The organism is Thalassotalea insulae, from assembly GCF_030161395.1.
Lineage (GTDB): Bacteria > Pseudomonadota > Gammaproteobacteria > Enterobacterales > Alteromonadaceae > Thalassotalea_E > Thalassotalea_E insulae.
The window spans coordinates 3569561-3582166 of record NZ_BSST01000001.1 but is presented as its reverse complement, the minus strand read 5'-3'; the positions used below and the strand labels follow the sequence as shown (position 1 = coordinate 3582166).

Genomic DNA, 12606 nt, shown 5'->3' with positions numbered 1-12606 from the left:
TTGTTTAGCTCTAGACTATTTTTATGTATAGGTTATTTGCGTTTCGCTTTTTTTCCCTTAGCATTGCTCTTAAGGCCTTTTTTCGCCTTTCCTTTGGCAAGTTTTAATGCTGACTTTTCTTTTTGCTTATGCTCAATCGCGATATTTTTATCACGGTTTGCCTGGTAGCGGTTTTTTTGCTCTGGCGTATCTAAACCTTGCTGACGGTGCTCCACTAACCGGCTATCAAACTCATAGCCCGGCATGACAATGCGATCAAATTTTCGTCCGATCAGTTGTTCAATATTACCAAGAAACTTTTCATCTTTCGGGCTGACCAATGAAATTGCCGTGCCGCTTTTACCCGCTCGTCCAGTTCGACCTATGCGGTGGACATAATCTTCCGCTAAAAACGGTAAATGAAAATTCACTACATAAGGTAAATCATCGATATCTAATCCACGTGCAGCAACATCAGTGGCGACTAATACCCGAACTTCACCATTAACAAATTGTGCTAACGCTTTATTTCTTGCACCCTGTGATTTATCACCATGACATAGTGCCGCCTTAATACCATCAAGCTTCAGCTCTTTTGCCAGCTGATTTGCGCTTTCCTTCGTACCAGCAAACACTAATACTTGTTGCCAGTTATTGACACCAATAAGCTCAGAGAGTAACTCTCGTTTACGCTGCTCGCTCACCCAATAAACTGACTGCTTCACTTTACCGGAAGTCGTATTTTGTTTCGCCACTTCTATGGTTTGAGGAGTATTAAGAATCTGTTTAGCTAACGTTTTCACTTTATTAGAAAAAGTCGCCGAAAACATCAGGGTTTGATGTTTATGCTTAATTGCCGCTAGTACCCGCTCAACATCAGTTAAAAATCCCATGTCGAGCATCCTATCCGCTTCATCTAACACTAAGAATTTCACTTGTGATAGATCCACATGACGCAACACTACATGCTCCAACAAGCGCCCTGGTGTTGCCACCAAAATATCCACGCCTTGTTTTAGCATTTTGGTTTGTGCTGGCATATTAACACCGCCGTAAATCACGCCTGACGTTAACGGTAAAAACTGGCTATAAGCCTGAATGTTTTCGCTAACCTGCAACGCTAGCTCTCTGGTAGGAGTTAAGATCAGTGCCTGTACCTGCCCAACTGAGCCTTTTTCAGCTAGCTGATCCAGTATTGGCAAAGTAAAGGCGGCAGTTTTTCCTGTGCCGGTTTGCGCACTGGCCAACACATCGTCACCTCGGCGAATAACTGGAATCGCCCGTTGCTGAATCGGTGTCAGATTTTTATATCCACACGCTTTTACTGCTTTTAATAAATCGGCTGATAATCCTATCGAGTCAACACTCACAACAACACCTAATACCCTGAAATAACTGAATGGCGCGGATTATAACAGCCTAAATCGATTATGCCTAAATGACTGTGAGTAATTTATTTAAAATGTCATTATTTAACATTAGCCAGTCGTTTTACTAGCATATTTATCTTTGCTCATCACTTTCATTTAACAACAAGGCATTAAACTCACGCGCACTAGCCAATTCAATCAATAAACGCTCTCTTTCCTGTTGGGCAACTTGCTGCCAAGGTATATCTTCAATGGCCCCCACTAACGCATAGAGAAAATTTAAACTGGGCGTTTTTCCATGGTATTTCTCCAATGTGATAAACACATGAATCGCACCTAATGCAGACAATTGCTGACGCGTGAAAATCCCTACCTCATTTAAACGCTTTTCAGAACTAAGTCCTAAGCCCTTTAACTGACTGAGCTCCCCCATATGCCTTACCATATCCCTTTAGTTAAATGAAACTGAGTTTGCTGCTGTTCGCTGGGCTGATAACAAGGCAGCTGCTTTGCCTTTTTCTGCTGATGATAATCTTTGCTGATACTGACCACTACGTTCGTTAATAAAAACAAAGCAGTGACATTAACCACTGTCATTAAGCCAATCGACATATCTGCCAATGCGATCACTTCTGGTAAACTAGCAACCGAGCCAAACACTAGCATCGCCAAAAAACCAAGTCGTAAAAACCAATGCCCCAACATATTATCTAAGTTTAAGTATTTTAGATTGTTATCCGCATAGGCAAAGTTTGCGACAATTGAGGTAAAAGCAAACAATAAAATGGCAAAGGTAATAAAATCCTGGCCCCAGTCTCCCACTTGATACGCCAGCGCCTGCTGCGTTAGCTGAATCCCCTGAAAGTCGCCATGGTGTCCGTCAAACAATAAGATTAAAAATGCCGTACACGAACAAATCACTATCGTATCAAAAAATACCGCCAGCATTTGCACATAGCCTTGTGATACTGGATGAGGTGGATAAGGTACCGCAGCAGCAGCCGCGTTAGGTGCACTGCCCATGCCAGCTTCATTGGAATAAAGCCCCCGCTTTACCCCTTGAATGATAGCGGCACCAACTAAGCCACTGCCCGCCTCTTTTAAACCAAAGGCTGAAGCAAAAATATCACTGATAACGGCAGGCAACAGCTCAATATTCATCGCCAGTACCACCAAACAAATAATCACATACGCCAATCCCATAAAGGGTACGGTTATTTCGGCAAAACGGGCGATATTTTTTAAACCACCAAGAATGATAACCGCAGTAAGCAACGTAATAATAATGCCTGTTACCAGAGGCTCAATTCCATATGAGCCATAAAACGCATCAGTGATAGAATTAGCCTGTACCGAACTAAAAACAAAGCCATAGCCAAAAAATAAACAGAGTGAAAAGGTAATTGCCAGTTTTTTACTTTTCAACCCTTTACTCATGTAATAGGCTGGTCCACCTCGATAATTGCCATTGGCATCTTTTTCTTTATAAAGTTGCCCGAGTGCGCTTTCTGCAAATGCTGTTGCCATTCCCACTAAAGCGATCAACCACATCCAAAACACCGCTCCGGCACCACCTAATGAAATAGCAACCGCCACCCCCATTAAGTTGCCTGTACCTACTCGTGCAGCCAAGGTGGTACATAACGCCTGAAACGATGAAATACCATGAGAATTCGTTTTACGGCTAGATTTGAGCACCGAAAACATATGGAAAAACTGGCGAAACTGCAGTCCTTTCAACCTAATGGTGAACCAGATGCCACAACCGGTGAGCAAATAAATTAAAATACTGCCCCATAAATAGCTATTGATGGTGCCTACCCAAAGTTCTATCACTTCAGCTTCCTGTTATGGATTATCCGTCAAGCATAACAAACTCTTAGTCAGAAAAAAGACTAAAGAACAATCAATTAACATTGATTAAATGATTATGCCGTATAGTCAGCGGTAAATGCGCAGGCTGTAAATAGCTGCGATACCAGTAACGATTCATCTTCTTAACCGTACCTTTAGCTGATTCAGCTTCAACACTATTGCCAACGTTAAGCGTTTGCTGACGAGCCAATTGCTGAATTAGCCATAATTTAAATTCGCTGGAATATTGCTGCTCAATGTCAGTCAATAAGCGCCGGTAACCGTCAAAAAAATCAATTTTAAGATTGGCCGCCAATGCTCGCATTTTCTCTGGGTAATGCTGAAATAAAAACAAGTGAGCCAGATAACTCCAACGATAAACACTATCACTGCCATCGGGATAAGTGGTTGCAAATATCTTAGCGAGATCAGGCCACTTTGCCGCTGGCGTATCAGCTAATAATTTAAACGCTCTCGGGTTATGTGCTTCATTAGCGATAAACTCTGCCAATCCTTCAGTCCACCACACAATATGACTGGGAAAGTGACCAAAGCCGCCATATTTGTTAAAACGCCCGTCAAGATAATGAACGTACTCGTGATTTAAATTCCAAACACTAAATTCCGGCTTTTGCCAAAACGCCTGAAAGGAATAAAACGTCGCCTGATTGTCACTGTCGCTAGGTGTGCCTTCAATATACATGCCGCCATTGTTGGTATTGATATTAAAAGTGAGCTGACCATAACGATTATAATCACTGTAATTATCAAAAATCACCACGCGTAATGAGTCATTAAAGTCGTTGGCAACCGCTTGCTGACCAGTATTCAGGCTTTGATGAAAAAAATCTTGCTGTTTAAGCAATAGCTGGCAAGCTTGCATCAGTTGCGACTGAGATAAGCTAGTGGCCCGAATAAACAAATTATCTGAGCATGTATGATTTATTGGTAATACTTGCTCGACAGCAGGAATATCACAACGTTCGACAAAAGTTTGCTGACAATCATCTAACGTACGATAGGAATTTGCTAAATAAATACCGGAAAAATTTCGCTTGGCAGCCACGGGTTGTACATCAATGTTCTCAAATAAAAAATCTTGTACGGTTTTATCAAGCGCTTGTTGCTGCGGCTCTTCCAGCAGCTGATGAAAATACGCTAAAACCCATAGACTATGATGTAACTGCCAGTTATTGTCCGTTAATTGCTTAAAGTGCGCGGTTGTTAACTCCAATAAGGTCATCTGCTCTTTACTGGCCAGTTCAAACTTGGCTAACAATGCCACTTTGAGCTCGTCATTGGCTCTCGCTTCATAAGCAATGAAACCTAAGGTTCGATAAAGCTCTAACTGACTATATTGCACCTGTTCACTTAATACTGATCTAGTGTCAGTCACATTAAGCTGCTCCAATATATTCACCACGACTTGCAGCTGCTGCGGCAATTGTTCAATTAACGGTTTTTGATAATAAAAGCGATACAAAGTAACGAGAAAATGTTCACGCAGTCGAGCCCCAGTATCCGTTTGCTGGTAAAAAACTGGCATTCTCGCTAAGCGCGCTAATAGCTTATCTAATGCTAACCAGGTTTGACTATCGACAGCTTTTCGCTCCGCATAGTAACTAAACCCCCGTATATAGATAAACAAATGATCCAATTCAGCATTCAGCTGGTCAACACTTTCTCTGTCATTAAGCGTTATCAGTGTCGATAGTCGATTAACCGCCGCTTGAAAAAGTTCAGGGCTATGGTTAAAACACTTATCCCAACCTAATTGACTATCCGCTAATATCGAATGAATGGAAGCTGATTGCTCAGCTGCTACGCAGACATCCTTTGCTTGCGACTGAGTTGCTGACAACAACTTATCCTCTACGACTGGCTTATAAACTGAACAAGATACCAAAAACAAGCCGATAAACATCCAGCAGCAAGCACGACTAATTACAGGTATATTCGTTAAATTCTTATTATTAAACATACAAAATTTATTTAGCTAATAGGAAAGCCAATAATATATTGTATACAAACACAACTCAAACCCAATCTGTTAAAAAATATTTCGCTTAAAAAAACATAATAGTCGTCTAAAAGGTCTGATAGCATTCCCATCTAGCTACCAATAAAAAAGCCAGTAAACTTAGTTACTGGCTTCTCACTAATTATTTAATAGTAGTGAGTTATAAGGCTTTATAGATATGCTCAACCGAGTCTTTGGCATCACCAAATAGCATCTGCGTATTATCTTTGAAAAACAACGGATTCTGCACCCCAGCATAACCGGTATTCATTGAGCGTTTAAAAACAATAACATTTTTCGCATGCCACACTTCCAGTACTGGCATGCCTGCAATCGGACTATTAGGATCTTCAGCCGCCGCCGGGTTAACGGTATCATTTGCCCCGATAACTAACACCACATCGGTATCAGCAAAATCATCGTTGATCTCATCCATCCCCAATACTATGTCATAAGGCACCTTAGCTTCGGCTAATAGTACATTCATATGTCCTGGTAAACGGCCAGCAACCGGATGAATCGCAAAACGGACACTAATGCCTTTATCAATTAACGCCTGAGTCATTTCATATACCGGATATTGCGCCTGCGCCACCGCCATACCATAACCTGGAGCTATAATAACCGACTTAGCATTGCTTAGCATATCAGCGACAGTTTCTGCATTAACTTCAGTATGCTCACCATAATCCTTGCTATTATCCACTACGACTTCGGTACCAAAACCACCGGCAATCACGCTGATAAATGAACGATTCATCGCCTTACACATGATATAAGATAAGATCGCCCCTGATGATCCCACTAGTGCGCCTGTAACGATTAACAAATCATTATTTAGCATAAAACCTGCTGCTGCTGCTGCCCAACCGGAATAAGAATTAAGCATAGAGACGACCACAGGCATATCGGCACCGCCAATTGAGGCCACCAAATGCCAGCCAAATACCAACGAAATAAACGTCATCAAATAAAGCGCAAAATCACCGCCACCCTGCAAGACAAAGCTCACCATTAAAATAAAACTGATAACACCCGCAGCTAAATTCATTTTATGACGATGGGGTAACATTAATGCCGCACTGTTAATTACCCCACGTAATTTTCCAAACGCGACCACAGAGCCAGTGAAAGTCACAGCGCCGATAAAGACGCCGAGAAACACTTCCACCAGATGAATATTAACCGCCATTTGCTGCTCAGCAGTAATGGTCAATATTGGCGTATGACCCATTTCAAAATAGCTGTTATACCCCACTAATACCGCAGCTAAACCAACAAAACTATGCAAAATGGCGACTAATTCCGGCATTTGCGTCATTTCGACTTTCTTTGCCAAACGCAAACCGATCAGCGAACCTATCACCATAGCCACCAGGATCACCAGCACGTTAGAGACGCGAGGATCTGCGATAGTCGCGACCAGCGCAATCGTCATGCCGACAATGCCGTACCAGTTACCGGTTTCTGCCGTTTCTTGCTTACTCAGGCCAGATAAACTGAAAATAAACAATAATGCTGAAAGAATATAAGCGGCACTAATTAAACTCGATGAAAATTCCATAATTGTACCCCTTATTTTCTGAACATTTTTAACATACGTTTAGTGACATAAAAGCCACCCACTATGTTAATGGTCGCAATTAACACCGCAATCCCCGCCAAGAATTGCACCAGAACATTATCTTGCCCGACCTGTAATAAAGCACCAACAATAATAATTCCGGAAATGGCATTGGTAACGCTCATCAGCGGCGTATGCAACGAATGACTTACGTTCCATACCACGTGGTACCCAATAACACAGGATAAAACAAATACGGTAAAATGAGATAAGAAATCCGCTGGTGCAACGCTGGCAATCCAGGAAAAAAGCAATGCCCCTGCAGCCATTAAAAAATGTTTTTTCGTTTCTTTATTGACCGGTTCAATCACTTCCGGCTGTTGTTCTTTAACAACCGGGGCTTTTGGCGCAACAGGAGCAGCACTGACTTTAATCGCTGGTGGCGGAAAAGTGATTTCGCCTTGATACACCACTGTCATATTACGAATGACCTGATCATCAAAGTCGATAGTCAATGTGCCGTCTTTTTCCTTGCACAATAACTTCATCAGGTTAACTAAATTATTAGCGTACAAACTGGATGACTGATTAGGCAGGCGCGAGACTAAATCGGTATAACCAAGGATTTTGACACCATTAACATCCACTGCTTTACCTGCTACGGTTAATTCACAATTACCGCCACCAGCAGCAGCTAAGTCAACGATAACGCTACCTGTTTTCATTGAGTTAACCATTTCTTCAGTAATCAATTTGGGCGCTGGCTTGCCTGGGATCATTGCGGTGGTGATAATAATATCGACCTCTTTTGCCTGTTCAGCAAATAGTGCCATTTCAGCATCAATAAAGGCTTTACTCATCTCCTTGGCATAACCATCACCTGAGCCAGTGTCCTCGTCTTCAAAATCAAGCGCAAGAAATTCAGCCCCCATACTCTCGATTTGCTCTTTGACTTCCGGACGGGTATCGAAGGCACGGACAATAGCCCCTAAACTTCCCGCGGTGCCAATAGCTGCAAGTCCGGCAACACCAGCGCCGATAATCATCACTTTTGCTGGTGGTAAATTACCAGCAGCAGTGATCTGTCCGGTGAGAAAACGGCCAAACGCATTGGTCGCTTCTATGACCGCACGATAACCAGCAATATTGGCCATCGAGCTTAAGGCATCCAGTGACTGCGAACGGGTCATGCGTGGCACCATTTCCATCGCTAAGGTATTAACCGATTTACTTTTTAGCAGCTCTAGCAATTCTGAAGATTGCGCAGGAGCAATAAAACTAATTAAGGTACTGTTATCATTGAGTTGAGAAGCCTCATCAAGGCTTGGGGGATTCACTTTAAAGACAATGTCACTTTGCCAGCATTTCTTCTTAGTGGCTATTTCTGCGCCAGCATCGAGATATTCCTGATCGTTAAAGCTCGATTTTATGCCAGCACCTTTTTGTACTTGTACACTAAAGCCTAGCTCAATTAATGCTTTTATTGCTGAGGGTGAACTGGCAACACGGTTTTCTCCCCGTAACGACTCCTTCGGTATTCCTATGATCATAAGTCACCTTAATTACTGTTTAATTTTTATTATACGTACAATGTTTTACCATTTATCGCATAATATTCAAACAGAAAGTCGTGTAATTAATATGATTTAATTAACAATATTGACTATAAGCTAAATAAATAAGCTTTAGCGTCAACAATAACGTTGGATACTAAAGCGTGATAAAAGCTTAGAATAGGAGCAAAGATAAATTAGAAAGGGTAACGTCTGGTTTGCGCAACTAATCAATATCGTTTAACGGCCAAGTAACAATATAATCTTCAAAAAAATCAATATCCACTTCATTATCTTTGACGATTTTTCCGCGCACCGACATACCGGCTTTGTGCATTGCGGATTTTTTCCCTTTATGTAATAACGGGTGCCAGGACGGTAAACCACGGCCTTCTTTTAACCGACGATATGTGCAACTTGGTGGCATAAAAAAAACGTCATCGAGATTATCCTGAGTCAGCTGCACACAATCTGGCACTAGCTTAGTCCGCTTTGCGTATTGAGTACATTGGCATGTTTTATCATTGAGTAAATAACAAGCAATATTACTATAGTTCATTTGCTCATCTTCCCCGATATGATCAGTCGGCATTAACTCCGTCTCATCCGTCGTATTTTCATCATCGATAAATTTATGCAAACAACACTTTGCACAGCCATCGCACAAAGACTCCCATTCACTGCGGGTCATTTGTTCTAGAGTTTTAGTTTGCCAAAAAGCTTGAGTCATCTTGCTTATTACTTAATAGGTGGAAATTTAATACGGTCAGACAAATGGCCAACCGAACTGACAAAATAATAGGATAAGTTCCAGTGCATCAACGCCTTATAGTTTTCATAGGCAAGATATACGCGTCCTTTTTCATCATCCGGAAATACTAATGCTGCTTTAATATCGACCTTAGGTAAATCGGTACCATCAGCACGTCTAACCCCTAACGCCTGCCATTGTGCTAGGGTTTTTTCTCGTTCTCCCCAAGCTTTTAACCAGCTTTTACGCCCACCGGTACGCTTAGGAATGGCTAAACTAAAATCAAATTCAGCGGGTAATTTCACCTGACGTCCCCAAGTTATTTCATCATCCCAGCCTTCTTGTTGTAAATAATTTGCCATCGAGGCAAAGACATCTGCCTGATTGTTCCAGATATCTTTTTTACCATCACCGTCACCATCCACCGCATAGGCTAAAAATGAGGTTGGCATAAACTGATTCTGTCCCATGGCTCCTGCCCAAGAACCTTTCATATTATCAATATCGATATGTCCCTGCTGTAAGATGTCAAATGCCGCCCATAACTGCTTTTTGAAAAACGCTTCCCGACGGCCTTCATATGCAAGTGTGGTTAACGCTGAAACAACGTTATAGTTACCCATGATTTTACCAAAGTTAGTTTCCAGCCCCCATAACGCGACGATAAACCTTGGTTGAACATTGTATTGTTCGGCAATTTTTCTCAGCAGTGGAAAATGTTGTTTATAAAGATCACGGGCACGGTCAACTTTCCACTTAGGAACCCGTTTGGGTAAATACGTATCTAAGGTTTCCACCACTTCAGGCTGATTTCGATCTGCCTTAACGGCACGTTGATGAAAAGTGACACGGGTAAAGTTTTGCTCAACAAATTCTGCTGGATAGCCTTTTTCAAGCGCTTCCTGACGTAATGCACTAACATAGCGTTCAAACCCTTGCTCGGACAGTTCTTTTTTCTGTGCACTATAAGCTTGACCAATAACTAGACTACCTACAAAAGCTGTTATTAAACCAAATAATTGTCGCTTATTCATAACGAAGCTTAATCCTCCCTATTAATCCATCTGTTGTTTCATTTGCTCTTTGTGAGCTTTTAACAAATCTTCCGTCGGTGGTGGCAATTGCAGATAAAACCCCTGTTCGTGCAAATTTTCTTTTACTTTATTAATGTCTGCCAATGCTAATTTATCTTTATTCGCTAAATTAACGATAGTCACCAGTTGCGGTGTACCAAACATCGCCATTAACGCTTCAGGCACCTGAGAGAATTCATCACGTTTATTGATAAACAAATAGGTTTGAGCTTTTTTTGAACTTCTATATACAGCGCACAGCATGACGGAGACCTAAAATTTTCTTTACCTTCGATCAGCAGAAATCACATTCTCTGCTGACGCTAAAAGGTTAACTAAATAGATGAATAGGCAATATAGCATGCCAGCTAAGCTAAATGTAACTAGAGCGAAGCAAAATTACTGCGAGCATGCGTTAATAATTCGTTACCGAACAATGACGCACGCCAGTTAGATAAAACATCAATAGTGTCTGCTGACTTGCCACCATTATTAAGCTGATAATGCCAAGAGAGAAACTGATTGATTTGTTTTTTTGACGCTAAGTTTTCCGGTTGTTGCTGATGTTTCTCCGCCTGCTTAGCGACAAAGTTTTTGATCTTTTTATAAGTTTGTTTATAACCAGGATATTCATCAAGCCGTTTAATTTCATCAGGGTAACTGGCTGCATCGACTTTTTCTGCCTGCTTTAACACCGCCAGCATTGCTTTGCCTTTATGACGAACATCCTGCAATTCAACGCCTTCAATCGCGGCCATCGCCGTAGTATTTTTAGGGGATTTTTGCGCTAAAGCAATCAAAGTATGATCTTTTGCAATAAAACCTATCGGCAAGTCTCGTTTTTGCGCCTGCTGGTAACGCCACTGCGCAAGAAATTTCAGATTATTTAACTGCTTCGCGTTTAAACGCCAACTCATTTTTACACTACGATAAAGCTCACTGCTGTCAATCGCGGTAAACTTTTTATCTACCATCAATTCAGTTTCTTGTTGCGCCGCTTGATACCAAGGAGTTTGCGCAAGTTCTTGTTCAAGCTTTGGAAACAATTTATATAAGTAACTAACATCTGCTCGTGCGTAGACTAACTGACTATCGGATAACGGTCGTTTGGTCCAGTCAGTACGTGAGTCTGATTTATCTAACGTCACCGCTAAATAATGTTCAACCATAGCTGCATAACCAATGGATAACCCATGCCCCAAAAATGACATCATCACTTGGGTATCAATTAAATTGACCGGACGGCAGTTTGCCTGAGTTAAAAACACTTCCAGATCTTCAGAGCAGGCATGTAATACTTTTTTAATCGCGGCATTAGTAAGCAGTTGCCAAAAAGGCGATAAATCCTTAATAGCAATAGGATCAATTAACCCAACCACCCGACCATCACACACTTGTAACAGCCCTAATCTAGGGTAAAAAGTGCGAGTACGGACAAACTCGGTATCAACTGCTAATACTTTTGCCTGCGCTAATTGTTGGCATAGAGCCACTAACCCAGCATCATCTTGTATATAGTGATTTTCCAACGGAACCTCTTTTAACCGTTAGTGACTGTTAAGATCGTCGTCTTCGGGTTGCTTGCTGATGACGATGTTGATGTTTTTTCACACTGCGACGAATGCGACGACTCTTGGCATTATCCATTGCTTTTTCATCCACTTTCACTTTGCTTTTAGTTTCTGGTGCTAACTTCACTAATTTACGATAATAGTTTACTTCTTTTAGTGATAACTCAACCCAACCCCCCAGCGGCAGCTGACGTTTAAGCTCAATATCACCGTAACGTACACGGATCAGTCGACTGACTTGCGCTTCCTGACTTTCCCATAATCGTCTGACTTCACGATTACGTCCTTCGGACAACACGACATGAAACCAATGGTTACGCCCTTCACCACCACGATAAGTAATTTTTTGAAAGCGCGCAAGGCCGTCTTCTAATTTAACCCCAGCACGTAATCTTTGCAGCATGGCTTCATCGACTTCACCAAATACCCGTACGGCATATTCCCGTTCGACTTTTTGTGAAGGATGCATTAAGCGATTAGCCAGTTCACCATCTGTGGTAAACAACAACATGCCCGAGGTATTAATATCCAAACGACCAACGGCAATCCAGCGACCGGTCTCTAATTTAGGTAGACGATCAAATACTGTTGGCCGCCCTTCCGGATCTTTACGGGTACACATTTCCCCTTCCGGTTTGTTGTACATCAGTACCCGGCACAAATCTTCTTCTTTGTTGGTCAAAATAACTGGATGACCATCAATACGAATTTGCTCCGTACCTTCAACACGGTCACCTAAATACGCCACTCTGCCATCAACACTGACTCGACCAGCACTGATGACAGTTTCCATTTCTCGGCGTGACCCTTTTCCTGCTCGGGCTAATACTTTCTGTAGTTTTTCAGACATCGGTCTTTACTCTCTTACGTC

The 12606-nt window shown here is 41.9% G+C and carries 11 protein-coding genes; all 11 read right to left on the bottom strand.

All coding sequences use genetic code 11. The features are described from left to right. Positions 1 to 32: 32 nt before the first annotated feature. On the bottom strand, positions 33 to 1349 hold the full coding sequence (locus QQK06_RS16035) for a DEAD/DEAH box helicase (protein WP_284245793.1): 1317 nt from the start codon (positions 1347 to 1349) through the stop codon (positions 33 to 35). Positions 1350 to 1482: 133 nt separating this feature from the next. After that, positions 1483 to 1782: a TfoX/Sxy family DNA transformation protein gene (locus QQK06_RS16030; protein WP_284245792.1), complete on the bottom strand. Its 300-nt coding sequence runs from the start codon at positions 1780 to 1782 to the stop codon at positions 1483 to 1485. A gap of 5 nt (positions 1783 to 1787) precedes the next feature. After that, the gene (locus QQK06_RS16025; protein ID WP_284245791.1) at positions 1788 to 3185 is read right to left on the bottom strand and encodes an alanine/glycine:cation symporter family protein; all 1398 of its coding nucleotides are present in this window, start codon (positions 3183 to 3185) and stop codon (positions 1788 to 1790) included. Between the two features lie 70 nt (positions 3186 to 3255). Further along, positions 3256 to 5184, bottom strand: coding sequence for a collagenase (locus tag QQK06_RS16020; protein ID WP_284245789.1), 1929 nt, complete (start codon positions 5182 to 5184; stop codon positions 3256 to 3258). A gap of 199 nt (positions 5185 to 5383) precedes the next feature. Continuing rightward, positions 5384 to 6787: a Re/Si-specific NAD(P)(+) transhydrogenase subunit beta gene (gene pntB, locus QQK06_RS16015; protein WP_284245788.1), complete on the bottom strand. Its 1404-nt coding sequence runs from the start codon at positions 6785 to 6787 to the stop codon at positions 5384 to 5386. 11 nt (positions 6788 to 6798) lie between these two features. After that, positions 6799 to 8337: a Re/Si-specific NAD(P)(+) transhydrogenase subunit alpha gene (locus tag QQK06_RS16010; RefSeq protein WP_284245786.1), complete on the bottom strand. Its 1539-nt coding sequence runs from the start codon at positions 8335 to 8337 to the stop codon at positions 6799 to 6801. 229 nt (positions 8338 to 8566) lie between these two features. Next, entirely contained in the window at positions 8567 to 9070 is a 504-nt protein-coding gene (locus QQK06_RS16005; RefSeq protein WP_284245785.1) for a YcgN family cysteine cluster protein, read from the bottom strand. A gap of 8 nt (positions 9071 to 9078) precedes the next feature. Continuing rightward, positions 9079 to 10125, bottom strand: a complete 1047-nt coding sequence (locus QQK06_RS16000) for a lytic murein transglycosylase (protein WP_284245784.1) — start codon at positions 10123 to 10125, stop codon at positions 9079 to 9081. Positions 10126 to 10146: 21 nt separating this feature from the next. Then, positions 10147 to 10428 (bottom strand): YcgL domain-containing protein, encoded by a 282-nt coding sequence (locus QQK06_RS15995; RefSeq protein WP_284245782.1) that lies wholly within the window; start codon positions 10426 to 10428, stop codon positions 10147 to 10149. A gap of 119 nt (positions 10429 to 10547) precedes the next feature. Beyond that, positions 10548 to 11693 carry a ribonuclease D gene (rnd, locus tag QQK06_RS15990; RefSeq protein WP_284245781.1) on the bottom strand — a complete coding sequence of 382 codons (1146 nt, stop codon included), beginning with the start codon at positions 11691 to 11693 and terminating at the stop codon, positions 10548 to 10550. A 28-nt stretch (positions 11694 to 11721) separates the two neighbouring features. Further along, positions 11722 to 12585 (bottom strand): 23S rRNA pseudouridine(2605) synthase RluB, encoded by an 864-nt coding sequence (rluB, locus tag QQK06_RS15985; protein WP_284245780.1) that lies wholly within the window; start codon positions 12583 to 12585, stop codon positions 11722 to 11724. Positions 12586 to 12606 lie beyond the last annotated feature (21 nt).

Excerpts from the sequence above, each read along its gene's own strand:
- QQK06_RS16030 (WP_284245792.1), bottom strand. The coding sequence starts at position 1,782 with ATGGGGGAGCTCAGTCAGTTAAAGGGCTTAGGACTTAGTTCTGAAAAG.
- QQK06_RS16020 (WP_284245789.1), bottom strand. The coding sequence starts at position 5,184 with ATGTTTAATAATAAGAATTTAACGAATATACCTGTAATTAGTCGTGCT.
- pntB (WP_284245788.1), bottom strand. The coding sequence starts at position 6,787 with ATGGAATTTTCATCGAGTTTAATTAGTGCCGCTTATATTCTTTCAGCA.
- QQK06_RS16010 (WP_284245786.1), bottom strand. The coding sequence starts at position 8,337 with ATGATCATAGGAATACCGAAGGAGTCGTTACGGGGAGAAAACCGTGTT.
- QQK06_RS16005 (WP_284245785.1), bottom strand. The coding sequence starts at position 9,070 with ATGACTCAAGCTTTTTGGCAAACTAAAACTCTAGAACAAATGACCCGC.
- QQK06_RS16000 (WP_284245784.1), bottom strand. The coding sequence starts at position 10,125 with ATGAATAAGCGACAATTATTTGGTTTAATAACAGCTTTTGTAGGTAGT.
- QQK06_RS15995 (WP_284245782.1), bottom strand. The coding sequence starts at position 10,428 with ATGCTGTGCGCTGTATATAGAAGTTCAAAAAAAGCTCAAACCTATTTG.
- rluB (WP_284245780.1), bottom strand. The coding sequence starts at position 12,585 with ATGTCTGAAAAACTACAGAAAGTATTAGCCCGAGCAGGAAAAGGGTCA.